Here is a 26,297-nt window from a genome sequence, read left to right on the forward strand (position 1 = left end):
GACTATGGGCACGGTGGAGTGGAGCCAAGAGTGCGACGTGCTGGTGGCGGGGTCCGGCGGCGGCGGCGTGACCGGCGCGTACACCGCGGCGCGCGAGGGGCTCGACGTCGTGCTGGTCGAGGCGACGTCGAAATTCGGTGGCACCACGGCGTACTCCGGCGGGGGCGGCGTCTGGTTCCCGTGCAACCCCGTCCTGCTCCGCGCCGGCATGGACGACGACACCATCGAGGACGCGCTCACCTACTACCGCGCCGTGGTCGGCGACCGCACCCCGCGCGAGCTGCAGGAAACCTACGTCCGCGGCGGCGCGCCGCTGATCGAGTACCTGGAGGCCGACCCGAACCTGAAGTTCGTGCCGTTGCCCTGGCCCGACTACTACGGCGCGGCGCCCAAGGCGCGCCTGGACGGTCAGCGCCACATCGCGGCCAAGCCGCTGCAGGTGGCCGCCGCCCCCGAATTCCGCGAGGCGATCCGCGGGCCCTTGGACACCGACCGGCTCGGCGCCGAACCGCCGTCCGACTACTACCTCGGGGGTCGCGCACTGATCGCGCGATTCCTCAAGGCCATCGGGCAGTACCCGACGGCGTCGCTGCGGCTCGACACCGCGCTGGTCGAGCTGGTGGTGTCGGACGGGCGGGTAAGGGGAGCGATCGTCGAGACCGCCGGCGAGCGCCGCGCGATCCGCGCCCGCCGGGGCGTGCTGCTGGCCGCCGGGGGCTTCGAGGCCAACGAGGAGCTGCGCCGGCGCTACGGCGTGCCGGGAACGTCGCGAGACACCATGGGCGGCCCGGGAAGTCGTGGCCTGGCGCTGCAGGCCGGCATCGCCGCGGGCGCCGACACCGACCTGTTGGACCAGGCCTGGTGGTCGCCGGGCATGACCCATCCCGACGGCCGGTCCGCGTTCGCGCTGTGGTTCACCGGCGGCATCTTCGTCAACCAGTCGGGCAACCGGTTCGTCAACGAGTCCCGCGCCTACGACCGGGCCGGCCGCGAGATCATCGCGCAGCTGCAGGACGGGTCGATGACGTTGCCGTACTGGATGATCTACGACGACAAGGAGGGCGAGATCCCTCCGGTGAAGGCGGCCAACGTCTCCATCGTGGAGACCGAGAAGTACGTCGCGGCCGGCCTGTGGCACACCGCGGACACCCTCGAGGAACTCGCCGCCAAGATCGGCGTGCCGGCAGAGCGGTTGGTGGCGACCGTCGCGCGGTTCAACGGCTTCGCCGCCACCGGCGTCGACGAGGACTTCGGCCGCGGTGACGAGGCCTTCGACCGCGCCTTCTCGGCGGGCGCGTCGCCGCTGGTGCCCATCGACTCGCCGCCGTATCACGCCGCCGCGTTCGGCATCTCCGATCTGGGCACCAAGGGCGGGCTGCGCACCGACGCCGCGGCACGGGTGCTCGACGCGGCCGGCAACCCCATCGACGGTCTGTACGCGGCGGGCAACACGATGGCCGCGCCCAGCGGCACCGCCTATCCCGGCGGCGGCAACCCGATCGGAACCAGCATGCTGTTCAGCCATTTGGCCGTGCTGGACATGCGCGACCGCCGGCCCTGAGTTCTAGGCTGGGTCCGGTGACAGAACGAGATCGGCTTCGAGCACCGTTGGACGAGAGCGCATTGCGCGCCGAGTTGATCGGCACCGGGCTGGGCTGGCGCAAGCTCGACGTAGTCGAGCAGACCGGTTCCACCAACGCCGACCTGTTGGCGCGCGCGGCGTCGGGCGACGACGTCGCCGGTGCCGTGTTGATCGCCGAGCACCAGACCGCCGGGCGGGGCCGGCACGGCCGCGGCTGGTCGGCCACGCCGCGGGCCCAGATCACCATGTCCGTCGGGGTGAGCGTCGTCGACGTCCCCACCACCGGATGGGGCTGGCTGCCGCTGGCCACCGGCGTGGCGGTGGTCGACGTCGTGACGCCGCTGCTGGCGGGGACCGGGGCGCAGGCGGGACTCAAGTGGCCCAACGACGTGCTGGCCGGCCCGCCGGATTCGCCGGGCAAGCTGGCCGGCATCCTCGCCGAGGTGGCCAAGCCCGTCGTGGTTATCGGCTTGGGGCTCAACGTGACTCAGTCCGCCGACGAGATCGACGGCCCCGGCGCGACGTCGCTGCTCGACCTCGGTGTGGCCGCGCCCGACCGCACCCAACTGGTGTCTGCGCTGCTGCGGGAGCTGGGCCGGCGGATCGTGGCCTGGCGCGCCGCGCGCGGGGCCGACTGGGCGCTGGCCGCCGACTACCGGGCGCGCAGCCTGACCATCGGCAACGGGGTGCGCGCGCACCTGCCCGGCGGCAAGCAGGTCGACGGGACCGCCAGCGCCATCGACGATCAGGGCCGGCTCTGCCTGGAGAGTGGTGGGCAGACCGTCGTCGTCGCGGCGGGCGACGTGGTGCATTTGCGCTAGTTAGGCGCGGAATGTCGCGTTGCACAGCTAATGTCGGCGGGCATGGGCTACCCGGATAACGTTCTGGCCGCCGGCGAACACGTGATCGTGCACCGCCATCCGCATTGGAAGCGATTGATCTGGCCGGTGCTGGTCCTCATCCTGGTGACCGGGCTGGCGGCGTTCGGCTCCGGATACCTCAACTCGACGCACTGGGACCAGCTCGCCAAGAACATCATCTACGGCGTCATTTGGGGGATCTGGCTGGTGATCGTGGGGTGGCTGACGCTGTGGCCGTTCTTGAGCTGGCTGACCACCCACTTCGTCGTCACCAACCGGCGGGTGATGTTCCGGCACGGGGTGCTGACCCGCACCGGCATCGACATCCCGCTGGCCCGGATCAACAGCGTGGAATTCCGTGACCGCATCACCGAGCGCATGTTCCGCACCGGGACGCTGATCATCGAGTCGGCGTCACAAGATCCGTTGGAGTTCTACGACATTCCGCGGCTGCGCGAGGTGCACGCGCTGCTGTATCACGAAGTCTTCGACACCCTGGGTTCCGAGGAATCGCCCAGCTGAGTCAGCCGGCTGGCCCGGTTGCGCCAAGCGCGCAGCAGCGTGACGTTGCCGCCCTCGATCTCGTCCTCGAAGATTTCGGCGATGCCGCCGGCGGTAAGCGCGGATTCCAGCGCCTTCTCGGGGTCGCGCGCGAACTGATCGGGGAACACCCAGCGCCGAAACGCCCAGAACCGGAACGCCATCTGCAGCAGATTGCCGATGATGTAGGCCGAGATGAAGTCGGCGACGTTCTCCACCGCCAGCGACACCGTCGGCTCGCGCAGCTGCAGCACGTAGCTGGAGAACCACAGCGGCGCCATGGAGAGCAGCACCCCCACGCCACTGAACGCGAAGAACAGCAGCGCCTCGTGGTGGCGCTCGCGCCCGCCGCGATTGCGGAAGCTCCATTCCCGGTTCAGCACGTAGGACGCGATGACCGCGACAATGCCCGCAATGACCTTTGCGGTCACCGGTTTCGGTTCGAGAATTGTCAGCTTCAGCGTGTAGAAAATCGCCGAGTCGATGACGAATGTGGTTCCGCCGACGATGGCGAATTTGATCAGTTCGTGGTGGCGTAGCAAATAGGGCTGCATAACCCTAGGTAGACGCGCGATCGTGGCTTCGGCGAAGGACACAACACGTCAGTCTACGGATGGACACAAATTCGACGCAAAATCGTACATAACAATTCGGTGTCGGCCCCGGTCAACACGCCTTTAGCGCCGGTTGCTTTAGCCGTGACACCATGATGGCCGTGCCGAGTACACGCCCGCCGGGCGCAGCCCCCGTCGCAGCACCCCGAGCCGCCCCCCGCGTCGTCCCCGTCGTCGCAATGGTCGGTGGCGGTCAGCTCGCCCGGATGACCCACCAGGCGGCGATCGCGCTGGGGCAGTCGCTGCGGGTGCTGGCCACCGCCGCCGACGAGCCGGCCGCGCTGGTCGCGCCCGACGTCGTCATCGGGTCGCACACCGATCTCGATGCCCTGCGCCGGGTGGCCGCGGGCGCCGACGTGCTGACCTTCGACCACGAACACGTGCCGAACGAACTGCTGGAGAAGCTGGTCGCCGAGGGCGTCAACGTGGCGCCGCCGCCGCAGGCCCTGGTGCACGCGCAGGACAAGCTCGTCATGCGCCGCCGGCTCGAGGCCCTCGGCGTCCCCGTGCCCCGCTACGCCGAGATCCGCAGCGTCGACGAGCTCGACGCCTTCGCGTGGCGCATCGCCGGGCCCGTGGTGGTCAAGGCGGTCCGCGGCGGTTACGACGGGCGCGGGGTGCGGATGGCGCGCGACCCGTTGCACGCCCGCGAGATTGCGACCGACTTCCTGGCCTCTCGCGTGCCGGTGATGGCCGAGGAGCAGGTGAACCTGCGCCGCGAACTGTCGGCCCTGGTGGCGCGGTCGCCGTTCGGTCAGGGCGCGGCGTGGCCGGTGGTCGAGACCGTGCAACGAGACGGGATCTGCGTGCAGGTGATCGCGCCCGCGCCCGAGCTGTCCGGCGAACGGGCCGCCGCCGCGCAGCAGTTGGCGTTGCGGCTGGCCGCCGATCTCGGCGTGGTCGGGGTGCTGGCGGTCGAGCTCTTCGAGACGGTCGACGGCGAGCTGCTGGTCAACGAGCTGGCGATGCGGCCACACAACTCGGGGCACTGGACCATGGACGGGTCGCGCACCAGCCAGTTCGAGCAGCATGTGCGCGCGGTGCTGGACTACCCGCTCGGCGACACCGACGCCATCGCGCCGGTGACCGTGATGGCCAACGTGCTGGGCGCCGCCGAGGTCCCGGAGATGAGCGTCGATGAGCGACTGCACCACCTGTTCGCCCGGATGCCCGACGCCCGCGTCCACCTCTACGGCAAGGAAGAACGTCCCGGCCGCAAGGTCGGGCACATCAACTTCGCCGGGTCCGGCCCGGCGGATCGGGAAAGCGTGGCGACGCTGCGGGAACGCGCCGAGCTGGCGGCACACTGGTTGTCACACGGGCAGTGGACGGACGGATGGGATCCACATGGCGCCGGCGACGATAAACAGGGCAGTGCGATCGGAAAAGACGAGGAGAAGCGGCGGAAATGACCGAGCAAGCGCCTCGCGTCGGGGTGATCATGGGCAGCGACAGCGACTGGTCGGTGATGCAGGACGCCGCCGCGGCGCTGGCCGAGTTCGACGTGCCGGCCGAGGTCCGGGTCGTCTCCGCGCACCGCACCCCCCAGGTGATGTTCGACTACGCGCGCGACGCGGCCGGGCGCGGCATCGAGGTGATCATCGCCGGCGCCGGGGGAGCCGCGCACCTGCCCGGGATGGTCGCGTCCGCCACGCCGCTGCCGGTGATCGGTGTGCCGGTGCCGCTGGCGCGCCTGGACGGTCTGGACTCGTTGCTGTCGATCGTGCAGATGCCCGCCGGCGTCCCGGTGGCCACGGTGTCCATCGGGGGAGCCCGCAACGCCGGGCTGCTCGCGGTGCGCATCCTCGGGTCGTCGGACCCGGCGTTGCGTGCGCGAATCGTCGAGTTCCAGGAGCAGCTGGCGCGCAGCGTGCGGGCCAAGGATGAGGCGCTGCAGCAGCGTCAGGGTAAAGTTACCGGCGAGTAGTAAGAGGAGGCCGAGATGGCTGGATGGGCCGGAAACCCCGACTTCGATCTGTTCCAACTGCCCGAAGAGCACCAGGAGTTGCGCGCCGCGATCCGTGCGCTGGCGGAGAAGGAGATCGCCCCGCACGCCGCTGACGTGGACGAGAACTCCCGCTTCCCCGAGGAGGCGCTGGAGGCGCTGAACACCTCCGGGTTCAACGCCGTGCACGTGCCCGAGGAGTACGGCGGGCAGGGCGCGGACTCGGTGGCGGCATGCATCGTGATCGAGGAGGTCGCCCGCGTCGACACCTCGGCGTCGCTCATTCCCGCCGTGAACAAGCTGGGCACGATGGGGCTGATCCTGCGCGGCTCCGACGAGCTGAAGAAGCAGGTGCTGCCCTCGATCGCGGACGGCACGGCGATGGCGTCCTACGCGCTGAGCGAGCGCGAGGCCGGCAGCGACGCGGCGTCCATGCGGACACGGGCGACGGCCGACGGGGACGACTGGATCCTCAACGGCGCCAAGTGCTGGATCACCAACGGCGGCAAGTCGAGCTGGTACACGGTGATGGCCGTGACCGACCCGGACAAGGGCGCCAACGGCATCTCGGCGTTCATGGTGCACAAGGACGACGAGGGCTTCACGGTCGGGCCCAAGGAGAAGAAGCTCGGCATCAAGGGTTCGCCCACCACCGAGCTGTACTTCGAGAACTGTCGCATCCCCGGCGACCGGATCATCGGTGACCCCGGCACCGGCTTCAAGACCGCGCTGGCGACGCTGGATCACACCCGGCCCACCATCGGCGCCCAGGCGGTCGGCATCGCCCAGGGCGCCCTGGACGCCGCCATCGCATACACCAAGGATCGCAAGCAGTTCGCGCAATCGATCAGCAGCTTCCAGGCCGTGCAGTTCATGCTCGCCGACATGGCCATGAAGGTCGAGTCCGCCAGGCTGATGGTGTACCACGCCGCCGCCCGCGCCGAGCGCGGCGAATCCCACCTGGGCTTCATCTCCGCGGCGTCCAAGTGCCTGGCCTCCGACGTCGCGATGGAAGTCACCACCGACGCGGTGCAGCTGTTCGGCGGCGCCGGCTACACCATCGACTTCCCGGTCGAGCGGATGATGCGCGACGCCAAGATCACTCAGATCTACGAGGGCACCAATCAGATTCAGCGCGTGGTGATGTCGCGGGCGCTGCTGCGCTGATCGCTTTCCGGCGGTGCTGTTGCGAAAGGCCGCGGCGGACCGCCTAGGATCTGCACTCGGTGAGTGAAGTCCACACCGACGGTCGGTAAACAGGCACCGACCCACGTCCGACCACCGTCACAGAGCAAAGGGCTTTTCGCGGCAAGGGGGTCTGCGGTGCAGAGCGTGATTTCTCCTGCGCGGCGCCCGGCGACCGGGATTTGATGCCCGTGCAAACTCCGGTCACCCCGACGGCGAGTTGGCAGTCATTGTCGTTGCTGTTGGTCGAGGACGACCGCGCCGACGCGGTGCTGGTGGAAGACCTGATCACCGACGCGGTCACCGACATCCGGGTGGTGTGGGCGAAGTCGATGGCGCACGCCGAACGCGAGCTGGAGTCCGCCCGGCCCGACTGCGTGCTGCTGGACCTGCACCTGCCCGACGCCAGTGGGATCGATGCGCTGAACCGCATCGCCAACCTCGACGCCACGGTGCCGATCGTGGTGCTGACCGGACTGAACGACGAGTACTTCGGGGCGTCGGCGGTGGCCGCCGGTGCCCAGGACTATCTGGTCAAGGGCCGGGTCGAGCCGGAAATGCTGCGCCGCGCACTGCTGTACGCGATCGAGCGCAAGCGCGCCGAGCTCATCGCCGCCGACCTGCACGCCACGCAGCTGCGGGCCCGGGAGAACGCGCTGCTGGAACGCGGCCTGCTGCCCTCGCCGCTGCTGCTGGACAACCCGGGCGTCGACATCGTCGCCCGGTACCGGCCGAGCCGCGAAGACGCGCTGCTGTGCGGTGACTTCTACGACGTCGTCCAGACGCCCGACCGGGTCGTGCATGTGCTGATCGGCGACGTCGCCGGGCACGGCCCGCACGAGGCCGCGCTGGGCGCGGCGTTGCGGATCGCGTTCCGCGCGTTGACCTTTGCCGGTGTGCACGGCGTCGAACTGATGCGGCAGCTCGAGCGGGTCCTGTATTCGGAGCGTACCGGCACCGGAATCTTCGCGACCGTGCTCAGCCTGGAGATCTCGCCCGACAGCCCGCGCGTCGGCGTCATCCGGGCGGGGCACCCCGGGATGTTGGTGCAGGCCGGCGGAACCGTGGAGTGGCTGGAGCCGGCGGGCGGCCCGGCGCTGGGTCTGCACGCCGGCGACTGGCCATCCGAAGAGCTCGAGCTGCACGCGGGTGATGGCCTGCTTTTGCTGACCGATGGACTCTACGAGGGATATTCGGGCGAGGGTACGCAGCGGCTCGGCGAGGACGGCTTGCTCGCCCTGGCTCGCTCGCACGCCAGTAAGCCCGGCCCCGCGTTCGTCGACGCGCTCATATACGGCGCCCAGGAGCTCGCCCAGCCCCGCGGCGGTTTGACCGATGACATCGCCGTCCTGCGCGTCGAGAGGACTACCAAGTGATGCCATCGCGTCCGCTTCGGCTCACGGACCTCACCGTGCGGGGATGGCTGGCGTTGGTGCTGTGGATCATGGGCGCGACCGTGCTGGTCGGGGCGGTGGTCGGTGCCGTGTTGCTGCATCGCACCGACGAGGTGTCGCGCCAGGTGGCCCAGAACATCCAGCCGGCGCGCGTCGCCGCGGCACGCCTGCAGTCGGCGTTGCGCGATCAGGAGACCGGCATGCGCGGCTACCTGATCTCCGCCGACCGGCAGTTCCTCGCGCCGTATTACGACGGGCAGCGCACCGAACAGGCTGCGGCCGACGAGATCCGGCGTCTGGTGGGCGGGCGCATGGAACTGATGGCCGATCTGGATGCGGTGGAAGCCGCCGCCGCGGACTGGCGGACGAACTATGCCGAGCCCCTGATTTCCAACGTGGCCCCCAAGACGCCGAGGTACATCAGCCCCCACACGGCCGACACGGGCAAAAACAAATTCGACCATCTCCGTGAGCTTTTCGATACGCAGAACACCCACCTGGCGGTGGCCTCGGCGGCGGCCATCGACGAGCTCAACGAGATCAACGGCTGGCGCGACTGGGTGCTGGGCGCCACGGTGTTCATCGTGATCGGAGCCGCCCTGGTGCTGGGGCTGCTCAGCCGCGCCGCGATCACCCGGCCGATCGCGGCACTGGCCGCGGCCTGCCGGCGCATCACCCAGGGCAACTTCGAGGAGACGATCTCGCCTCCGCGCCGGCCCAGGGACATTCGGAAAATGGCCATCGACGTGGAGGACATGCGCAAGCGCATCGTCGAGGAGCTCGAGGTGTCGCGGTCGGCGCAGGCGCAATTGGATGAACAGGCCGCCGAATTACGGCGATCGAACACCGAACTCGAGCAGTTCGCCTACGTCGCATCGCACGATCTGCAGGAACCGCTGCGCAAGGTCGCGTCCTTCTGCCAGCTGCTGGAGAAGCGCTACGGCGACCAGCTCGACGAGCGCGGCATCGAATACATCGGATTCGCGGTCGACGGCGCCAAGCGCATGCAGGCGCTGATCAACGACTTGCTCACCTTCTCGCGGGTCGGCCGGCTGGGCACTACGGAAACCGAGGTGCTGCTCGACGCGACGCTCGACGCCGGCCTGGCGAATCTGGCCACCGCGATCGAGGAGACCGAGGCGCAGATCGTGCGCCCGGAGCAGCCGTTGCCGCAGATCGTCGGGGATCCGATGCTGCTCACGATGCTGTGGCAGAACCTGATCGGCAACGCGATCAAGTTCCGGCACAAGGATCGCCGGCCCCGCGTCGTCATCGACTGCGCGCCCGGCACCGGCCCCCATGACGGCGAATGGCTGCTGAGCGTGGCCGACAACGGCATCGGCATCCCGGAGGAATTCTCCGACAAGGTCTTCGTGATCTTCCAGCGGCTGCACGGCCGCGACGTGTACGCCGGAACCGGAGTCGGGCTGGCACTGGTCAAGAAGATCATCGAGCACCATGGCGGCACCGTCCGGATCGACACGTCCTACACCGATGGGACCCGATTCGAATTCACCCTGCCCGGTCCCAGACCCGTCGACGAAGCAGACCCGGTCGCTTTGGAAGGAGCGCATCAATGACGACAACAGAAGGCAGAGCGATCGACATCCTGCTCGTCGAGGACGACCCGGGCGACGAGCTCATCACCCGAGAAGCATTCGAGCACAACAAGCTCAAGAACAGGCTCCACGTCGCGCACGACGGAGAGGAAGGCCTCGACTACCTGTACCGGCGCGGTGAGTATGCCGACGCGCCGCGGCCCGACCTCATCCTGCTCGACCTGAACCTGCCCAAATACGACGGCCGCCAGCTGCTGGAGAAGATCAAGTCCGACCCCGACCTGGCGCGCATCCCGGTCGTGGTGCTCACCACCTCCTCGGCGGAGGAAGACATCCTCAAGAGCTACAAGCTGCACGCCAATGCCTACGTCACCAAACCCGTCGACTTGGACCAGTTCATGAAGGCCGTCCGGCAGATCGACGAGTTCTTCGTTCAGGTGGTGCGGCTGCCGGGCAACGGGGCCTGACTGCGCGACTTGCGCCTCGATAGCCGGGTGACCAGCAACCCGAGCATGATCAGCAGCAAAAACACGGTCTACTAGACGGCCGTGTCATGCCGGGGAGTGTTGCCGGCGACTCATTTCGCATCGCTCACCGATGCTACGTGTCGGTGCTCGGCGAACAGCTTCCGCACAGTTACCTCTTATTTAATGTCAAGGCTTTGTATATTCACGATTGGTTAACTTTTGTTGTCCCCTGGGTAGCAGCCGGCGGTGAGCCTGCGGACTCGCCGCCGCGACGTGGCGAAGGAGTTTCGTGAGGTTCGCTCGATATGGCGCGGCGCTGGGCCTGGTGGCCGTCACCGCCCTGGCGCTGACGGGGTGCGGCAACTCGAGCTCGTCTGGCTCCGGCGCCAAGTCGGCGCCGGTGGACTGCGGCGGCAAGAAGGTGCTGAAAGACAGCGGCTCGACCGCGCAGCAGAACGCGATCGAGCAGTTCGTCTACGCCTACATTCGCGCCTGCCCGGGTTACACGCTGGATTACAACGCCAACGGGTCCGGTGCCGGCCTGACCCAATTCCTCAACAATCAAACCGACCTCGCCGGTTCCGACATCCCCCTTGACCCCTCCACCGGTCAGTACGACCGGGCGGCACAGCGATGCGGTTCGCCGGCCTGGGATCTGCCCACCGTGTTCGGGCCGATCGCGGTCACCTACCACCTCACCGGGGTGAGCGGGCTGAAACTGGACGGTCCCACCGTCGCGAAGATCTTCAACGGCAACATCACCAAGTGGGACGACCCGGCGCTGAAGGCCATCAACTCGGGCCTCAACCTGCCGTCGACACCCATCGCGGTCATCTTCCGCAGTGATAAATCCGGTACCACGGCGAACTTTCAGAAGTATCTGGACGGCGCGTCCAACGGCGCGTGGGGCAAGGGTGCCAACGAGACGTTCAACGGCGGCGTCGGGCAGGGCGCCAGCGGGAACAACGGCACGTCCGCTCTGCTGCAGAACACCGAGGGGTCGATCACCTACAACGAGTGGTCCTTCGCGGTGGGCAAGCAACTGACCATGGCGTCGATCATCACGTCGGCGGGGCCGGACGCGGTGCCGATCACCAAGGATTCCGTCGAGAAGACGATCGGCGGCGCGACCTTCAGCGGGCAGGGCAACGACCTGGTGCTGGACACCTCGTCGTTCTACCGGCCGACGCAGTCCGGGGCGTACCCGATCGTGCTCGCGACATATGAAATCGTCTGCTCGAAGTACCCGGACGCGGCCACGGGAGCGGCGGTCAAGGCGTTCATGCAGGCGGCGATCGGTCCGGGCCAGGACGGCCTGGACCAGTACGGTTCCATCCCGCTGCCCAGCTCGTTCACGGCGAAGCTGTCGAGCGCGGTCAATGCGATTTCCTGACGATGCGAAGGAGGCTCGAGGGTGAGCGATAGCGCGCCGGCCTCGCGGGTCGGGTCCTGGTTTGGCCCCTACCGGCTGGTGCGACTGCTGCGCCAGGGCGGCATGGGTGAGGTTTACGAGGCCGAGGACACCCGCAAGGGCCGCATGGTGGCCCTGAAACTGATCTCGCAGCAGTTCTCCGGCAACTTGGAGTTCCGTGCGCGCTTGCAGCGCGAGGCCGATATCGCCGGACGGCTGACCGAACCGCACGTGGTGCCGATCCACGATTACGGTGAGTTCGACGGGCGCTTTTACGTGGACATGCGCCTCGTCGACGGCGTCAATCTGGCGACGCTGTTGCATCGGGACGGGGCGTTGGCCCCACCGCGGGCGATCGCCATCATCAGCCAGGTCGCCGCCGCGTTGGACGCGGCGCACGCCGCCGGTGTGACGCACCGCGACGTCACACCGGGGAACATTCTGGTCACCCCCAATGACTTCGCCTACCTGGCGGATTTCGGCATCGCGCGGGGCGCGAGCGATCCGGGGCTGACCCAGGTGGGGACCGCGATCGGTACGTACTACTACATGGCCCCGGAACGATTCACCGATGATGAGGTCACCCACAGCGTCGACATCTATTCGCTCGCATGTGTTTTGACCGAGTGCCTGACCGGTTCGCCGCCCTACCGGGCGGATACCGTCGAGCGGCTGGTCGCCGCGCATCTGACGAAGACGGCCGCGCCGCCCAGCCAATTACGCCCCGGCGCGTTTCCTCCCGCCCTGGACCAGGTGATCGCCAAGGGCATGGCCAAGAATCCCGCAGAGCGCTATCGCACCGCAGGCGAATTCGCCGCCGCCGCCCACCAGGCGCTGAACACATCCGAGCAGCGGAAGGCCACCACGATTCTGCGCGAGGGAGAGAGCGCGGTGATGGCCGCCGGCCCGGGCGATCCACGCCTGACGCATGAACCGGATTCGTTCGCCTCGGCACCGAGCGCCGACACTGTGGCGGGTCCGTGGCCCGCCGGGGGCAGCGGAAGCAACAGGAGCGTCCGGTCCGGCCCTGGGCCGTCGCTGATCCGTGCCGCCCCAACGACTTCCGGCCGCGTCTATCGACCCGGCCCGGACTTCAGGCATCCCACCGTGCCGAGCGACAACAAACGTAAACAGTGGATCATCGTCGGCGCCGTCGCTCTGGTCGCGCTGGTCGCCTTCGTCGTGGCGGTCGTCGGCTACCTGTCCACCGAATCGTCGGGACCGTCGAAGCAGGCAAGCGGTCAAAGTGTGTTGCCGTTCAACGGCATTGACTTTCGTTTGTCTCCCGGTGGGGTGACGCTGGACAGCGCCGGCAACGTCTACGTCACTAGCGAGGGCATGTACGGACGAGTGGTGAAGCTGACGACCGGTTCGGACGCCACAACGGTGCTCCCGTTCAATGGGCTCTATCAGCCGCAGGGCTTGGCGGTCGACGGTGCGGGCACCGTGTACGTCGCCGATTTCAACAACCGGGTGATCAGCATGGCCGCGGGATCCAACAGTCAGAAGGAACTGCCGTTCACCGGCCTGAGCTACCCGGAGGGCGTCGCGGTCGACAGCCAGGGCGCCGTGTATGTCGCCGACCGCGGCAACAGCAGGGTGCTCAAGCTGGCGGCGGGATCCAACACCCAGACCGTGCTGCCCTTCAACGGGCTCCACAACCCGGACGGGGTGGCCGTCGATCCCGCGGGCAGCGTCTACGTCGCAGACACCGACAACAACAGGGTGGTGAAGCTCGATGCGGCGTCGAATACCCAGTCGGAGTTGCCATTTCATGACCTGTCGGTGCCGTGGGGTATCGCCGTGGACAACAGCGGCACCGTCTACGTCACCGAGCACGACAAGAGTGACGTGGTGAAGTATCCGCAGGGCGCGACCACGGGGACCGTCCTGCCGTTCAACGGGCTCAACACTCCCTTGGCGGTGACGGTCGACAAGGACCAGAACGTCTACGTCGCCGACCGCGGCAACAACCGGGTGGTCAAGCTGACGCCGTGAGGCCTACGGCGCGGGTTGCGGTGCGCCCAGGTACTCCTCGGTGTGCTGGCCGAGGGCGGGCGGGGGTTCGGCGGCCGCGGCGTCGAAGCTGGAATAGCGTGCCGGAGTGCGGATTACCGTGACCGCGTCCGCGCCCTCGCCGACCGGCAGGGCGAGCTCGTTCTCGGCGAACAGCGCGGTGCCGACCACCTGCTTCCAGGTGTAGGCGTGGCACGCCATCAGGCCGCCCTCCTGGAGCAGCTGGACCCATTCGTCCGCCGTCTTGGCGGCCAGGGCCTTCTCGAGTTCCTCGGTCAGTTCGGGATAGTTGAGCGCCCGCGCGCGCTGGTCGACGAATCGCTCGTCGTCGCGCATGTCGGGCCGGCCGATGATCTCGCACAGTTTGTCCCAGTGCTTGGGCACGTACGCGCTGATCACCAGGTAGCCGTCGGCGGCCTTGAAGGCGTCCGACGGTTGGGTGGCGAAGCCAACACCCTTGCGCTTCTTGGGCTTTGGCGCCGCGTCCGGCTTCGGGGCCTCGCTCGGCTTGTTGAGGTGGATGGTCAGCTGGCTGGCCTGCAGGCTGACGGCGACGTCATACATGGCGACCCGCACGACGTCGGCCACCCCGTGGCGTTCCCGGTTGAGCAGCGCGGCCAGCACCGCCTGGGCCAGCACGTGACCGCTGGCGGCGTCGACGAGCTGGAACGGGATGATCTGGGGTTTGCCGGTGGGCGTGGGCATTCCGGTCGTCATGCCCGATTCGGCGGCCACCATCAGGTCGACCCCCGGGCGGCTGCCCTCGGGGCCGTTGCCGCCGTAGGCGGACAGGCGCGCGTAGATCAGTCTGGGGTTGCGGGACTGCAGCTCCTCGGGGCCCAGGCCCATGCGTTCCATCACCCCGGGCCGAAACCCTTCCAGCACAACGTCGGCCGTATCGACCAACCGCAGGATCTGCTGCTTGGCCTCGTCGCTGCGCAGGTCGGCCATCACCGACTTCTTGCCCCGGTTGTGGGGGAGGAACAGGGTGGCCAGCGGCGGGCGCCCGGGCAGGACCGCGGTGATGTGCCGGGCCGCCTCGCCGACGGGCGCCTCGACCTTGATCACCTCGGCGCCCAGGTCGGCCAGCACCTGCCCGGCCATCGGCCCGGCGATGTTCTGGGTGAAGTCGAGCACCCGGAATCCGTCAAGTGGCTTGGCGGGCTTGCTGTTTGGCATCGTGTTCGCCTTCCTAAGAACCTGACCGGTGCAGCACCGCGGTGCAGTAGTAGTTCTGCGCGAAGGGTGCATCGGGTTCGGTCGACTGCAGCGGCAGGCCGTTGTTGGCCAGCATCTGGTTCAGGGGGGTGCGGACCGGCTGCCAGCCCCGCTGCTGCAGGTAGGTCGCCACGTCGTTGCGCTCGCCGGGGAAGCCAAGCTCGCCCAGGGCGATGTCGAGGCCGTTGCGCCGCCACTTCTCGCTCGCGGCGTTCAGCGCGTCCCCACTGACCCCCGTGTTCGCGAACACCTCGACCACCAGCTGACTGCCGTCGGCGGACAGGGCGGTGACGTTGTCCAGCAACCGATCCTGGGCCTCGGGCGGCAGGAAGCCGACCAGGCCCGCGGCCGCCCAGGCGGCGGGGCGCCCGGTGTCGAAGCCGGCCTGCCGCAGCGCCGACGGCCAGTCGTGGCGCAGGTCGATCGGAACGTCGCGCACCGCGGCGGTGGGCGCGGCGCCGGGCTCGGCGATGGTGGCCGCCTTGAACTCCAACACCTGCGGCTGGTCGATCTCGAACACGGTGGTGCCCGGCGCCCACGGCAGCCGGTAGGCGCGCGCGTCCAGGCCGGAGGCCAGGATGACCACCTGGTCGATGCCCGCGGCGCCCGCCTCGGCGAAGAACGCGTCGATATACCGGGTACGCGCGGCCATCATGTCGGTCATGCGTTGCATGCCCCACGGGGCGTCCGGCTCGTCGACGTCGGCGGAGGCGAGCTCGCCGGCGGCCCACCGGGTCATGAAGTCGACGCCGACCGCGCGCACCAGCGGCTCGGCAAACCGATCGTCGATCAGCCCGTCCAGGGTGGCCCGGGCTCGCCCGGCGGCCACCATGGTGGCGGTCGCTCCCACGCTGGTCGCCAGGTCCCAGGTGTCGTCGTCGGTGCGCGCCATGGAGGAAATCCCTTCCGATCTACTGGTTAGCCACCATAACGACCAGCGCCGGGCGCCCCGGCGCGAGGTGCGACACAGATCGATCACGGCCGGGCGTTGCGGCGGCGGGCCCCGCCGCGGCGCCGCTAGCCTCGCGCCATGACCACTTCGGTTGCCATCACGCAAGAGTGCCGGGGCATCGCGGCGCACGACGCCGACTGGCGGCGCGGCGCCGAATGGGCGCGGCGGCTGGCGTGGGTCAGCCTGGCCGTCGTGCTCGTCGAGGGCGTCGTCGGGCTGTGGCAGGGGTTCGCGGTCGCCTCAGTCGCCCTGACCGGGTGGGCCCTGGGCGGCGCATCGGAGGCGCTGGCCAGCGCCATGGTGGTGTGGCGGTTCAGCGGGGTGCGCACCCTTTCCGCAAGCGCCGAGCGGCGCGCGCAGCGCGGCGTCGCCATATCGTTCTGGCTGACGGCCCCGTACATCGCCGCCGAATCCGTGCACGGCCTGACGGGTGGACACCACGCCGAGACGTCGGTCATCGGCATCGGGCTGACCGCCCTCGCGCTGGTGCTCATGCCCGTGCTGGGCCGGGCCAACCACCGGTTGGGCACGCGGTTGGGGTCGGGTGCCACCGAGGCCGAGGGGATCCAGAACTATCTGTGCGCCGCCCAGGCCGCCGGGGTGCTGCTCGGCCTCGCGGCGACGGCGCTGTGGTCCGGCGCGTGGTGGGTCGATCCGGCCGTGGGGCTGGCCATCGCCGGCGTCGCGGTCTGGCAGGGTGTGCGGGCCTGGCGCGGCGAGGATTGCGGCTGCTGAGTTTTCAGCCGGCGCGCTCGCCGTTCGCCGCGCCGCGCGGTGAGTCCAGCCGGTAGCGGATCAGCCGCGAGCTGTTGGCCACCACCGCCACCGACGACGCGTTGTGCAGGATCGCGGCCAGCACGGGGGACAGCGCCCCGCCCGCGCCGATGATCAGCCCGGCGGCGTTGACGGCTATCGACATGCCGTAGTTCTCCCTGATGACGTCGACCGCGCGGGCACCCAGGTCGCCGACGTCGAGCAGGCGGTTCAGGTTGTCGTTGGCCAGCGCCACGTCGGCGGTCTCCACGGCGACGTCGGTTCCGGCCAGCCCCATCGCGATGCCGATGTCGGCGGCGGCCAGCGCGGGCGCGTCGTTGATGCCGTCACCGACCATGCCGACGGTGTAGCCCTCGTCCTGCAGGTCGCGCACCGCCGCGAGCTTGTCCTCCGGCATCACCTCGGCGCGCCATTCGTCGATACCGAGCTCGCCGGCCACCACCTCGGCGATGTCCGGATGATCGCCGGTGAGCATGACGATGCGGCGAATGCCGTTGGCGCGCAGCTTGTTCAGCACGTCCGCCGCCTCGGGGCGCACCTCGTCGCGCAGGCTGATCAATCCGACCAGCTTGCCGTCGACGGCCAGCAGCAGCGGCGTCTCGGCCTGCCGGCGCAGCCGGTCCACCCACTCCGACGCCTTCTTGGACACCCGCACGTTTTCGGCGCGCAGCAGCCCGGGGCTGCCCAGCAGCAGGGTCCGGCCGTCGGCCCAGGTCCGCATGCCCAGGCCCACCAGGACCTCGCACTCCTCGTGCGGCGGGATGGTGATGTGGCGTTCCTCGGTGGACCGGATCACCGCCTCGGCGAGCGGGTGCCGGGAGTGGATCTCCGAGCTGGCCGCATACGCCAGCACCTGCTCGGGCTGCCAATCCTTGTGCAGTGCAATGATATTGGTGACCACCGGGCGGCCGACGGTCAGCGTGCCGGTCTTGTCGAACACGATCGCGTCCACCCGGCCCGCCTGCTCGAGGTGCGAGCCACCCTTGATCAGGATGCCGCGGCGAGCGCCGTTGCCGATCGCCGCGCTGATCGCGGTCGGGGTGGCCAGGCCCACCGCGCACGGGCAGGCGATCAGCAGCATGGTCATCGCCCGGCGTACGTCACCGGTGACCGCCAGCGTGATGGCCGAGACGATGAACGAAGTGGGAACGAAACGGCGGGAGAAGTTTTCGCCGACGGTCTGGATCGGCGCCCTGTCGTGCTGGGCCTCCTCGACCCGGGTGATGATGCGGCCGATGGTGGTCTGGTTGCCGACGGCCCGGGCGCGCACCACCAGGCGTCCGCGGACCACCACCGAACCGGCGTGTACGTGCGCGCCGACCACCACGCTGACCGGCAGGTTCTCGCCGGTGATCGCGGACTGGTTGACGATCGCCTCCCCGTCGACCACCTCGCCGTCCACCGGGATGGCGACGTGGTCGTGAACCACCACCTCGTCGCCGATCTGCACGGTGTCGATCGGCACCTGGACCTCGGTTCCGGCCTCGGGGCCGTCGGTGAGCCGGATCCAGGCCGTGTCCTGGCTGCCGCGCAGCAGCTCGGAGATGGCGCGGCGGGTCCGGCGCAACGTCAGATCCTGAAGGTACTCACCGATATTGAGCAACCACAGCACGGTGAGCGCGACGACGTTCTCGCGCAGCACCAGGCTCGCCACCGTCGCCGCCGAGACCAGCGCGTCGGTGCCGGCCTTGCCGGAACGCAACGAGCGCAGCGCGCCGCGCAGGAACGGATAGCCGGTGAACACGGTGACGCCGGTGGCGAACACCCGGCCGCCGGGACCCAGCAGCGGCGGCCGCGCGAAGACGTAGCGGCGCACCCCGAGCAGGGCCAGCGCGGCACCGCCGATGACCATACGCAGCACGTCGGCGTTGCGGATCTCCGAGGAATGCGGCGCGCGGGCCGGGATCAGTTCGGCGGCAACGTGCAACGCCTCGCCGATGGCGGCCAGCACCGCGGAGCGGTCGCAGCGTCGCGGCGAATACCAGACCACGACCGATCCGGTGCGCGGGTACGCGTGCACCACGCGCACGCCCTCGCACTTGGCGACCGCCTCCTCGACCGCGACGGCGCGCCGGGAGTCGGCACGCACCCAGTCGACGGCGACCCGCATGCGTCCGGCCGCATCCGAAATAACTTGCAGCGCAGGGTCTTCGGTTAGCGCCTCGTCTGCGATGTCGGGGACTAGGGCGAGGTCCATATCGCTTCGATCAGTGCTCGTGGTCGTGGGTGTCGGCGATCGAGGGGGTGGGCGCCTCCTCGCCGATGCGTTCGCGGGCCTCGGCCATGACGTCGGCCAGCTTGAGGCGCGCCGACTCGGCGGCCTCCTCGGCCTTGCGGGTGCCGCGCAGTCCGAGCTCGGCGCCCTTGACCGCGGTCTCGTGCAGCGGCGCCTTGGCCACGGCCTTGCGCACCACCTCGTAGGCGGTCACGCCGACCAACCCCGTGACCACCGTGCCTGCCGCCTTCGCCAGGAGCCCGTACACCGCCATTGCCGCAACCTTCCTATCGCCTCAGCGTTAAGCCCATGCTTGCACGACGTTAACATCGAAATATAGCGATATCAATATGAATTGCTGGCCTTATCGCCGGAAGTCGGCGGGCGCGCCGGCAATCAACCGTCCGGGATCAGCGGGAGTCTGTCACCCCGGCTGGCCATGCCCTGGACGGCTGTCTGACTGCGCTAGCAGGCAATATATGCGTGAGCAATGACTTGATTGCGTTGGCGGACACGAGGTGTGCGGGCAATGTAGCGTGGGCCTGCCGGTGATTCCTTCGTCGCGTCGCCGCACCATGTGCGGTGCGATGAGTTCACCCGACCACGGTGTCTCGAGGAGCCACGAGCCATGGATTTCGGCAGCTATCCGCCGGAGGTCAACTCGGCCCGTATGTTTGCTGGTGCTGGGTCAGGACCGTTGTTGGCCGCGGCCGAGGCGTGGGCTGCGCTCGCCGCCGGACTGGATTCGGCGGCGGATTCGTACCAAGCCGTGGTATCGGCGTTGACCGCTGGACCCTGGTTGGGGCCGTCGTCGGCGTCGATGAGCGCTGCGGCCGCGTTGTATGCGCTGTGGTTGCGAGTCACCGCCGCACAGGCCGAAGAAACCTCCGCTCAGGCCAAGACCGCGGCGGCTGCCTACCAAACCGCGTTTTCGGCGACGGTTCCGCCGTCGATTTTGGCGGCCAACCGCAGCCAGCTGATAACCCTGGTCGCGACCAATGTGTTCGGAATAAACACCCAGGCGATCGCGGCCACCGAAGCACAGTACGCGGAGATGTGGGCCCAGGACGCGGCCGCGATGTACGTCTATGCAGCCTCGTCAGCCTCGGCGACCGCATTGACGCCGTTCAATCCACCCCCGCAGACCACTGAGCCGGGTGGCTTAGCAGAACAAGAAGCCGCCGCCGGTGAAGCCGGCATCGCCGGCGTCGCGCAAAGCACGGTCCAGCAGGCGTTCTCCGCCGTGCCCAGCGCGCTGCAGGGCGCGGCCGCGACGCTTCCGATGGACGAATTGGAGTTGTTGAGCCTGCTGGCCGATCTGGCCACCCTGTTCTTCGGCGTGCCAGCGGGCATCGCCACCTTTGGTGTCGGCATACCTGCCAACGTGATAGGGGTGACCGCCTTTCCGGTGGCCGTCTACGGCACCCTGGTGGGACTTCACACCGACGAGATCCTCAGCGGCTGGGAGGGCGTGGAGCCCTTTCCGGGCACCGAGCGGGCGCCGCTGAAGCCGTTCCCGGCGCCGCTGCTCAACTTGCCGGCGGGCGCGCTGCCGCCGCCGAGGGTGTCCGTCGGTCTGGGTGAGGCGAACACCGTCGGGGCGTTATCCGTGCCACCGGCGTGGACCGCAGCCACCCCGGCGGTGCGCCCCGTCGCGTACACGCTGCCGGCGCTGAGTGAAACCGCTGTCCCCGCGGCGGGAGCCGGCTTGGGCAGCACGCTCAGCCAGACGGCACTGGCGGGCATGGCCGGACAAGCCATCGCCGGAACCGTCGGCCCCGGCCGGCGGGGCGGCAAGGCGGTGAACGAGGCACTTGGGCCGGCTCGCGCCCGAGCTGCGGCGACCGCCGGTGACAATGCGGCAGCCGGCGAAACCGGCGAGGCACCAACCGACAAGCCGCGGGCCGTGGTCACCGGAGTCGCGGCCGAGCTGCGTGAATTCACCAAGCTCCGTGACGAGGGGATTTTGACCGACGAGGAATACACCGAGCAGAAGAACCGCCTGCTGGGTCGCTGAACCGCCCGTCGGGCGAATGCATCGGTCATCGAGAAGAGGTATGCGCAGCAGTGGATTTCGGACTCTATCCGCCGGAGATCAACTCCGGCCGGATGTATGCCGGTCCGGGCCCGGGGCCGATGCTGGCCGCTGCGCAGGCCTGGGAGAGCCTGGCCGACGAGCTGTCCACAGCGATCTCCGGATATCAGTCGGTGGTGTCGGAACTTACCGAAGGGGCTTGGTCGGGTCCGTCGTCCGCGGCGATGAGCGCAGCGGCCGGGTCGTATGTCGAATGGCTGAGCGCCACCGCCGCGCAAGCCGAGGAGACCGCCGCCCACGCATGGGTGGCGGCCGCCGCGTACGAGGCGGCGTTCGCATCGACGGTGCCGCCACCGGAGATCGCCGCCAACCGCGCCCTGCTGGCGGTGCTGGTGGCGACGAACTTTTTGGGACAGAACACGCCGGCGATCGCGGCCACCGAGGCGCTCTACGCCGAGATGTGGGCGCAGGACGCCCTGGCGATGTACAACTATGCAGGTTCGTCAGCAGCCGCGGCCGTGCTGACCCCGTTTACCTCTCCGCACCAGAACACCGACCCGGGCGGTACGGCCAGCCAAGCCGCCGCGGTCAGCCAATTCGGCACCCTGGCAAGCAATGTGCAAGGTGCCATATCGGTTGTGCCGCAGGCGTTGTCCGCGATGGCGGTACCGGCCCAGGCCGAGTTGCTCGACCTCGAACTGCTGGCCAGTCTGGCCGCGCTCCTGTTCGTTGCGCCGAGTGACGCGGTGACTATTTTCGGGCTCCTGCCGGCAGAGGTGTTTGCCAATTTTGGGGATTTTCCTCTCGCCGCTTTTACCACTGCTTCGGGTGCCGCTGACGATCGCACTTTCAGTGCCTGGAACGGGATAGAGCCCTGGCCGGGTACCGAACCGGCACCCGTGGAGCCGTTTGTGGCGCCCCTTGCGAACCTGCCCCCTGGCGGTCTTCCCACGCCGACGATGTCAGCGGCCTTCGGCACGGCGAAAACGGTCGGGGCGTTGAGGGTGCCGCCAAACTGGACCCAAATCGCCACCGCCGCAACCGAAGTACGCCCGGCCGCACTGACCACACCGCTGCCGAGCGCGAACGCGGCAACGGCGCCGGCCGCAGAATTCGACGCGGCAAACACGTGGAACCAGGTGGGAATCGCCGCAATGGCCGGACAGGCGATGGCCGGCCCGCCGGCCGGCGCGGACGTGCAGAAGACTGGCGGGGCGGCGCGGCTCACCGGCCGCACCGAGGATGCACCGGCCGAGGACGTCGAGGTATTGCCCGCGCCGCGGACCGTCATGACCGGCGTCGCCGCCGCGATCCGGCACATCGCTTTACAGCGGGCCGCTGGACGGCTGAGCGAGCAGGAATACACCGAGCAGAAGAAGAGCTTGCTCGAAATCTCGTTCGGCCAGTAGGTCAGTCGACGATCGATAGCGCGCGAGCCCCACCGACCCCGACGAACCACCGCCGTTCTACAGCACCCTGGTGACTTTCTCGGTCTCGATCCGGCGCTCTTGCCCGGCGGGGTCGGCGTTGGCCACCTGCACCAGCGAGCCGCCGACCGCCATGATCGCCAGCAGGCCGTCCACCAGCTCGGCGGGTTCCGACCACGACGCGCCGGACAGCACCCGGTCGCCCGACGTCAAACCCCTTGCGGCCGCGGAGCTTTGACAGTCGGCCAGCACCTCGTCGACCGATCGACCGCCCAGCGCCGGTCCCGGGCTCGGTTCGGGCACGATCTGATCGCCGTGCACCCGCACCGCGGTGGCGTAGTCCGTCACGCCGATGGGCAGGTCGGGTGCCGGGCGGCCGAACGGATCCAGCGACAACACCGCCACCTCACCCCCCGATACGGCGTCGTCCGCCTCGTCCAGTCGCTGCGCCGTGCACAGCGCGAGGTCGGCCGGGCCCGCCAGTACCGCCTCCGCGCCGATCCACCACACCCCGAACAACACCGCCGCCGTCTGCCAGTGCGCGGGCAACAGGATCGCCACCCGGCTGCCCGGCCCGGCGCCCAGCTCGTCGCGCAGCAGGTTGCCCGTCTTGGCGGCCCAGTTGGCCAGCGTCACACCGGACAGTTCGATGCGCTCGCCGGTGGCGTCGTCGTAGTAGGTGATGCGCGGGCCCACCGGATCGGCCCGCAGCATCGGATCGAGGATGGCCCCGCTCAGCGTGCTCAGTTGATGCACTCCGGCTTGTCGGAGCCGGCGGTCAGGATCGGTGAGGGCGCGGGGACCTTGGGGTCGGCCGCCACCGCGCCGGCGGTGGACACCTTGGCGGGCATGATCGTCGCGTCTCCGGACAGGCCCGAGCCGGGACCGCTGTAGTCGTTAGCCAGCACCACCCGCACCGCACCCGGGGCCAGCGAGGTGTCGGCGACCACCGGCAGTCCACCCAATTCCTTGGAGACCTCCTTCGCCCCCAGGTCGTCACTCTTGGCGGCGCGCACCTGGCTGGCCTTGACGTGCCCGCTCTCGTTGTTGCCCACCGTACCGGTGGCAAACCCCTTGGAGCTCAACACGTCTGACACGGCCGAGGCCAGGCCGTTGATGTCGGTGTCGTTGAGCACGCTGGCGGTGGTCTTGGCCGGGGTGTAGGCGATCTCCTCGGTCTTGCCCTGCTCCTGGTCGTGCAGTAGGCCGCCCACCCAGTCGGCGACCTGATGCGGGTCCAGTCGCACCACGCTCTGCATGCCGTCGTCGCTCCACCCGGCACCGTCGAGCACCGGGATGGTGGCGAAGGCGACGTTGCCGCCGGCCAGCTTCTGCATCTGCTGCACGAAGTCCATCACGTCCCAGCCCGCGGAGATCACCACCGAGCGCTGGACTGCGGCCTCCAGCCGCTTGACCGTGGTGGGGCTGGACAGCGTCTTGCCCGAGATGACGCGGTGGGCCAGCGAGGCCATCACCACCTGCTGGCGCACCACCCGGTCCAGGTCGCCGCGCGGCAACTCGTGGCGCTGGCGCACGAAGCTGAGCGCCTCGGGGCCGCTGAGTCGTTGTGGGCCGGCCGGGAAGTCGGCGCCCGACAGCGGTTCGAACACCGGTTCCTTGAGGCAGACGTCGACGCCGCCGAGGGCGTCGGTGATCAAAGAGAATCCGAGCAGGCCGATCTCGGCGTAATGGTCGACGGTGACGCCGGTGAGGTCGGCGACGGTCTTGATCAGGGCCTCGCGACCCGCCTCGGTGCCCTGGGCCGCCGCCTCGGTGGCGGAGGCACCGGCCTTGACCAGGGCGGTGCGCTTGGCCTCCCGGGTCTGGCCGTAGACGCCGTTGATCTTGGTCTTGCCCAAACCCGGGGCGGCGACGTAGGAGTCGCGCGGGATCGAGATCGCGGTCGCCGACTTCCCGTTGTTCGGGATGCGGATCAGGATGATCGTGTCGGTGTTGGTGGCCTCCTCGTCGCCGGCCTTCAGCGTGTCCAGTTCCTCCTGCGACAACGGGTTGCCGTGCGCATCGGTGCGGCTGTCCATCCCGACCAGCAGGATGTCGATCGCGCCGTCGTCGCCGCCCTTGCCCAGCGAGGGCGCGGACATGTGAAAGATGCCGTCTTCGAAAGATCGGACATTGCTCCACGCGATACCGGTGCCGACGACGACCGCGAGCGTCAGCGCGGTGGCAATCACACGAACCACACGTTGCACAGGCATCCCACTACATTACTTGCGACACAGGAGCTTCACGGGTAGCGAAGCCCCGCGTGCCCCGGGCTTGGCCCCTGGATTTCGGGCCATGCCAAACTCGAACCATGTCAGGCAGGATCGTGATCGCCGGCGCCGGCGGGCAGCTGGGCGGCTATTTGACCTCGCTAACAGCCAGTCAGGGCCGCGACGCCGTGGCGTTCACGTCGTCGCAGTGGGACATCACCGACCCCGCGGCCGCCGAGCGGATCGTGCGGCCCGGCGACGTGGTGATCAACTGCGCGGCCTACACCAACGTCGACGGCGCCGAGAGCGACGAGGCCGGCGCGTTCGCGGTCAACGAAACCGGGCCCGGGCACATCGCCCGCGCCTGCGCGCAGGCCGGCGCCCAGCTGGTGCACGTCTCCACCGACTACGTGTTCAACGGGGACTTCGGCGGCGCGGCGCCCCGGCCGTATGAGCCCACCGACCAAACCGCGCCGCAGAGTGTGTACGCCCGCAGCAAGGTCGCGGGGGAGCGGGCCGTGCTCGCGGCGCTGCCGGAGGCGGTCGTGGTTCGCACCGCCTGGGTCTACACCGGCGGCACCGGCAAGGACTTCGTCGCCGTCATGCGCCGCCTGGCCGCCGGGGACGGACCGGTGGACGTGGTCGAGGATCAGACCGGTTCCCCGACCTACGTCGGCGACCTGGCCGCCGCGCTGATGCAGATCGTCGACGACGGTGTGCCCGGGCCGATCCTGCACGCCGCCAACGAGGGCGCCTGCTCGCGATTCGAACAGGCCCGCGCCGTCTTCGAGGAGTGCGGCGCCGACCCGGAGCGGGTGCGACCGGTCACCACCGACCACTTCCCCCGCCCCGCGCCCCGGCCGGCCTACTCCGCGCTGTCCAGCGGCCAGTCCGTGGCGGCGGGGATGCGGCCGCTGAGGCCCTGGCGCCCCGCGCTTGCCGCGGCGCTGGCCGCCGCCGATGGCGCTGTAACGGCCGATCGACCGTTACCCTCTACGCGTGACTGACGTCCTGCCGGTCGTGACGGTGACCTACTCACCGGGCCCGCACCTGGAGCGCTTCCTGGCCTCGCTGTCGCTGGCCACCGAGCGAGAGGTGTGCGTGCTGCTGGCCGACAACGGCTCCACCGACGGCACCCCCGAGGCCGCCGTCGAGCGCTATCCCAACGTGCGGTTGTTCCACACCGGAGCCAACCTCGGCTACGGGACCGCGGTGAATCGCGCCGTCGCCCAGCTGGACCGCGACGACGACTGGGTCATCGTCGCCAACCCGGACGTGCAGTGGGGCCCGGGCAGCATCGACGAACTGCTGGACGCCGCGTCGCGTTGGCCGCGCGCCGGCGCGCTGGGCCCGCTGGTCCGCGATCCCGACGGATCGGTGTACCCGTCGGCGCGGCACCTGCCCAGCCTCATCCGCGGCGGCATGCACGCGGTCGTCGGACCGTTCTGGAAGCGCAACCCGTGGTCGGCCGCGTACCGCCAGGAGCGGCTGGAGCCCAGCGAGCGGCCGGTGGGCTGGCTGTCGGGGTCGTGCCTGCTGGTGCGCCGCTCGGCGTTCGGCCAGATCGGCGGGTTCGACGAGCGCTACTTCATGTACATGGAAGACGTCGACCTCGGCGACCGGCTCGGCAAGGCCGGCTGGCTGTCCGTCTACGTGCCGTCGGCGGAGGTGCTGCATCACAAGGGCCACTCCACCGGCGGGGATCCGGCCAACCATCTGGCCGCCCACCACAAGAGCACGTATATGTTCCTGGCCGACCGGCATTCCGGTTGGTTGCGCGCTCCGCTGCGCTGGATCCTGCGCGCCTCGCTGGCGGTGCGGTCGCGCCTGATGGTGCGCAGCGCGCTGCGCGCCTCCGGACGGCGGAAACTGGTAGAAGGGCGACACTGA

The 26,297-nt window shown here is 69.2% G+C and carries 23 protein-coding genes; 16 read left to right on the forward strand and 7 right to left on the reverse strand.

Going from position 1 to position 26,297, the window contains the following annotated elements; all coding sequences use genetic code 11:
- The first annotated feature begins 4 nt into the window (after window positions 1–4).
- From A5732_RS09105 to A5732_RS09115, 3 genes are read left to right on the forward strand one after another with little or no spacing between them, the layout of a single operon-like run.
- Window positions 5–1,561 carry an FAD-binding protein gene (locus A5732_RS09105; protein ID WP_076102004.1) on the forward strand — a complete coding sequence of 519 codons (1,557 nt, stop codon included), beginning with the start codon at window positions 5–7 and terminating at the stop codon, window positions 1,559–1,561.
- A 17-nt stretch (window positions 1,562–1,578) separates the two neighbouring features.
- Window positions 1,579–2,403 carry a biotin--[acetyl-CoA-carboxylase] ligase gene (locus A5732_RS09110; protein ID WP_076102005.1) on the forward strand — a complete coding sequence of 275 codons (825 nt, stop codon included), beginning with the start codon at window positions 1,579–1,581 and terminating at the stop codon, window positions 2,401–2,403.
- Window positions 2,404–2,445: 42 nt separating this feature from the next.
- Window positions 2,446–2,964 (forward strand): PH domain-containing protein, encoded by a 519-nt coding sequence (locus A5732_RS09115; RefSeq protein ID WP_076053733.1) that lies wholly within the window; start codon window positions 2,446–2,448, stop codon window positions 2,962–2,964.
- Here the strand turns inward: A5732_RS09115 and A5732_RS09120 are convergent.
- On the reverse strand, window positions 2,919–3,578 hold the full coding sequence (locus A5732_RS09120) for a GtrA family protein (protein WP_064954826.1): 660 nt from the start codon (window positions 3,576–3,578) through the stop codon (window positions 2,919–2,921). The two genes, A5732_RS09115 and A5732_RS09120, sit on opposite strands and share 46 nt — an antisense overlap.
- A 110-nt stretch (window positions 3,579–3,688) precedes the next feature.
- Here A5732_RS09120 and A5732_RS09125 point away from each other — a divergent pair, with 110 nt between their 5' ends.
- The 8 genes from A5732_RS09125 to A5732_RS09160 all read left to right on the forward strand — a co-directional run bounded on the left by A5732_RS09125 (window position 3,689) and on the right by A5732_RS09160 (window position 13,555).
- Window positions 3,689–5,008 carry a 5-(carboxyamino)imidazole ribonucleotide synthase gene (locus A5732_RS09125; protein WP_076102006.1) on the forward strand — a complete coding sequence of 440 codons (1,320 nt, stop codon included), beginning with the start codon at window positions 3,689–3,691 and terminating at the stop codon, window positions 5,006–5,008.
- Window positions 5,005–5,523, forward strand: a complete 519-nt coding sequence (gene purE / locus A5732_RS09130; protein ID WP_076053714.1) for a 5-(carboxyamino)imidazole ribonucleotide mutase — start codon at window positions 5,005–5,007, stop codon at window positions 5,521–5,523. The genes A5732_RS09125 and purE overlap by 4 nt, the downstream gene beginning before the upstream one ends.
- Window positions 5,524–5,538: 15 nt before the next feature.
- Complete coding sequence (locus tag A5732_RS09135) at window positions 5,539–6,708, forward strand: acyl-CoA dehydrogenase (RefSeq protein WP_076102007.1); 1,170 nt, start codon at window positions 5,539–5,541, stop codon at window positions 6,706–6,708.
- A 203-nt stretch (window positions 6,709–6,911) separates the two neighbouring features.
- Window positions 6,912–8,102 carry a PP2C family protein-serine/threonine phosphatase gene (locus tag A5732_RS09140; protein ID WP_076102008.1) on the forward strand — a complete coding sequence of 397 codons (1,191 nt, stop codon included), beginning with the start codon at window positions 6,912–6,914 and terminating at the stop codon, window positions 8,100–8,102.
- Complete coding sequence (locus tag A5732_RS09145) at window positions 8,102–9,700, forward strand: sensor histidine kinase (protein WP_076102009.1); 1,599 nt, start codon at window positions 8,102–8,104, stop codon at window positions 9,698–9,700. The genes A5732_RS09140 and A5732_RS09145 overlap by 1 nt, the downstream gene beginning before the upstream one ends.
- Window positions 9,697–10,146 carry a response regulator gene (locus A5732_RS09150; RefSeq protein ID WP_076053725.1) on the forward strand — a complete coding sequence of 150 codons (450 nt, stop codon included), beginning with the start codon at window positions 9,697–9,699 and terminating at the stop codon, window positions 10,144–10,146. The genes A5732_RS09145 and A5732_RS09150 overlap by 4 nt, the downstream gene beginning before the upstream one ends.
- 289 nt (window positions 10,147–10,435) lie before the next feature.
- The gene (gene pstS / locus A5732_RS09155; RefSeq protein WP_076102010.1) at window positions 10,436–11,539 is read left to right on the forward strand and encodes a phosphate ABC transporter substrate-binding protein PstS; all 1,104 of its coding nucleotides are present in this window, start codon (window positions 10,436–10,438) and stop codon (window positions 11,537–11,539) included.
- A gap of 21 nt (window positions 11,540–11,560) precedes the next feature.
- The gene (locus tag A5732_RS09160; protein WP_076102011.1) at window positions 11,561–13,555 is read left to right on the forward strand and encodes a serine/threonine-protein kinase PknD; all 1,995 of its coding nucleotides are present in this window, start codon (window positions 11,561–11,563) and stop codon (window positions 13,553–13,555) included.
- Between the two features lie 3 nt (window positions 13,556–13,558).
- On the opposite strand, the gene A5732_RS09165 is transcribed toward A5732_RS09160, so the two are convergent.
- Together A5732_RS09165 and A5732_RS09170 are read right to left on the reverse strand one after the other, a co-directional pair.
- On the reverse strand, window positions 13,559–14,752 hold the full coding sequence (locus A5732_RS09165; RefSeq protein ID WP_076102012.1) for a CoA transferase: 1,194 nt from the start codon (window positions 14,750–14,752) through the stop codon (window positions 13,559–13,561).
- A gap of 13 nt (window positions 14,753–14,765) precedes the next feature.
- Window positions 14,766–15,683 (reverse strand): class I SAM-dependent methyltransferase, encoded by a 918-nt coding sequence (locus A5732_RS09170; RefSeq protein WP_076102013.1) that lies wholly within the window; start codon window positions 15,681–15,683, stop codon window positions 14,766–14,768.
- A 138-nt stretch (window positions 15,684–15,821) separates the two neighbouring features.
- On the opposite strand from A5732_RS09170, the gene A5732_RS09175 reads away from it, so the two are divergent.
- Window positions 15,822–16,478, forward strand: a complete 657-nt coding sequence (locus A5732_RS09175; protein WP_076055908.1) for a cation transporter — start codon at window positions 15,822–15,824, stop codon at window positions 16,476–16,478.
- A 4-nt stretch (window positions 16,479–16,482) separates the two neighbouring features.
- On the opposite strand, the gene ctpC is transcribed toward A5732_RS09175, so the two are convergent.
- Together ctpC and A5732_RS09185 are read right to left on the reverse strand one after the other, a co-directional pair.
- A complete protein-coding gene (ctpC, locus tag A5732_RS09180; RefSeq protein ID WP_076102014.1) occupies window positions 16,483–18,714 on the reverse strand; it encodes a manganese-exporting P-type ATPase CtpC in 2,232 nt (743 codons plus the stop codon).
- Window positions 18,715–18,724: 10 nt separating this feature from the next.
- A complete protein-coding gene (locus tag A5732_RS09185) occupies window positions 18,725–19,006 on the reverse strand; it encodes a DUF1490 family protein (protein WP_009978763.1) in 282 nt (93 codons plus the stop codon).
- 354 nt (window positions 19,007–19,360) lie between these two features.
- Between A5732_RS09185 and A5732_RS09190 the strand changes: the two genes are divergently transcribed.
- Both A5732_RS09190 and A5732_RS27735 read left to right on the forward strand, forming a co-directional pair.
- Window positions 19,361–20,749, forward strand: coding sequence for a PPE family protein, SVP subgroup (locus A5732_RS09190; protein ID WP_076102015.1), 1,389 nt, complete (start codon window positions 19,361–19,363; stop codon window positions 20,747–20,749).
- Window positions 20,750–20,799: 50 nt separating this feature from the next.
- Window positions 20,800–22,176 carry a PPE family protein gene (locus tag A5732_RS27735; RefSeq protein WP_076055913.1) on the forward strand — a complete coding sequence of 459 codons (1,377 nt, stop codon included), beginning with the start codon at window positions 20,800–20,802 and terminating at the stop codon, window positions 22,174–22,176.
- A 57-nt stretch (window positions 22,177–22,233) separates the two neighbouring features.
- Here A5732_RS27735 and A5732_RS09200 read toward each other — a convergent pair whose 3' ends face one another.
- Window positions 22,234–22,950 (reverse strand): TIGR03089 family protein, encoded by a 717-nt coding sequence (locus A5732_RS09200; RefSeq protein ID WP_216351573.1) that lies wholly within the window; start codon window positions 22,948–22,950, stop codon window positions 22,234–22,236.
- Entirely contained in the window at window positions 22,938–24,410 is a 1,473-nt protein-coding gene (locus A5732_RS09205; RefSeq protein ID WP_076102016.1) for an LCP family protein, read from the reverse strand. Before A5732_RS09205 ends, A5732_RS09200 begins: the two co-directional genes overlap by 13 nt.
- A 98-nt stretch (window positions 24,411–24,508) precedes the next feature.
- Between A5732_RS09205 and rfbD the strand changes: the two genes are divergently transcribed.
- Complete coding sequence (gene rfbD / locus A5732_RS09210; RefSeq protein ID WP_076102017.1) at window positions 24,509–25,414, forward strand: dTDP-4-dehydrorhamnose reductase; 906 nt, start codon at window positions 24,509–24,511, stop codon at window positions 25,412–25,414.
- A complete protein-coding gene (locus A5732_RS09215) occupies window positions 25,407–26,297 on the forward strand; it encodes a glycosyltransferase family 2 protein (RefSeq protein ID WP_065055838.1) in 891 nt (296 codons plus the stop codon). The genes rfbD and A5732_RS09215 overlap by 8 nt, the downstream gene beginning before the upstream one ends.

It is taken from the genome of Mycobacterium colombiense (genome assembly GCF_001953985.1).
Taxonomy (GTDB): domain Bacteria; phylum Actinomycetota; class Actinomycetes; order Mycobacteriales; family Mycobacteriaceae; genus Mycobacterium; species Mycobacterium colombiense_B.

Excerpts from the sequence above, each read along its gene's own strand:
- A5732_RS09105 (WP_076102004.1), top strand. The coding sequence starts at position 5 with ATGGGCACGGTGGAGTGGAGCCAAGAGTGCGACGTGCTGGTGGCGGGG.
- A5732_RS09115 (WP_076053733.1), top strand. The coding sequence starts at position 2,446 with ATGGGCTACCCGGATAACGTTCTGGCCGCCGGCGAACACGTGATCGTG.
- A5732_RS09125 (WP_076102006.1), top strand. The coding sequence starts at position 3,689 with ATGATGGCCGTGCCGAGTACACGCCCGCCGGGCGCAGCCCCCGTCGCA.
- purE (WP_076053714.1), top strand. The coding sequence starts at position 5,005 with ATGACCGAGCAAGCGCCTCGCGTCGGGGTGATCATGGGCAGCGACAGC.
- A5732_RS09135 (WP_076102007.1), top strand. The coding sequence starts at position 5,539 with ATGGCTGGATGGGCCGGAAACCCCGACTTCGATCTGTTCCAACTGCCC.
- A5732_RS09140 (WP_076102008.1), top strand. The coding sequence starts at position 6,912 with ATGCCCGTGCAAACTCCGGTCACCCCGACGGCGAGTTGGCAGTCATTG.
- A5732_RS09145 (WP_076102009.1), top strand. The coding sequence starts at position 8,102 with ATGCCATCGCGTCCGCTTCGGCTCACGGACCTCACCGTGCGGGGATGG.
- A5732_RS09150 (WP_076053725.1), top strand. The coding sequence starts at position 9,697 with ATGACGACAACAGAAGGCAGAGCGATCGACATCCTGCTCGTCGAGGAC.
- A5732_RS09165 (WP_076102012.1), bottom strand. The coding sequence starts at position 14,752 with ATGCCAAACAGCAAGCCCGCCAAGCCACTTGACGGATTCCGGGTGCTC.
- A5732_RS09170 (WP_076102013.1), bottom strand. The coding sequence starts at position 15,683 with ATGGCGCGCACCGACGACGACACCTGGGACCTGGCGACCAGCGTGGGA.
- A5732_RS09175 (WP_076055908.1), top strand. The coding sequence starts at position 15,822 with ATGACCACTTCGGTTGCCATCACGCAAGAGTGCCGGGGCATCGCGGCG.
- ctpC (WP_076102014.1), bottom strand. The coding sequence starts at position 18,714 with ATGGACCTCGCCCTAGTCCCCGACATCGCAGACGAGGCGCTAACCGAA.
- A5732_RS09185 (WP_009978763.1), bottom strand. The coding sequence starts at position 19,006 with ATGGCGGTGTACGGGCTCCTGGCGAAGGCGGCAGGCACGGTGGTCACG.
- A5732_RS09190 (WP_076102015.1), top strand. The coding sequence starts at position 19,361 with ATGGATTTCGGCAGCTATCCGCCGGAGGTCAACTCGGCCCGTATGTTT.
- A5732_RS09205 (WP_076102016.1), bottom strand. The coding sequence starts at position 24,410 with ATGCCTGTGCAACGTGTGGTTCGTGTGATTGCCACCGCGCTGACGCTC.
- rfbD (WP_076102017.1), top strand. The coding sequence starts at position 24,509 with ATGTCAGGCAGGATCGTGATCGCCGGCGCCGGCGGGCAGCTGGGCGGC.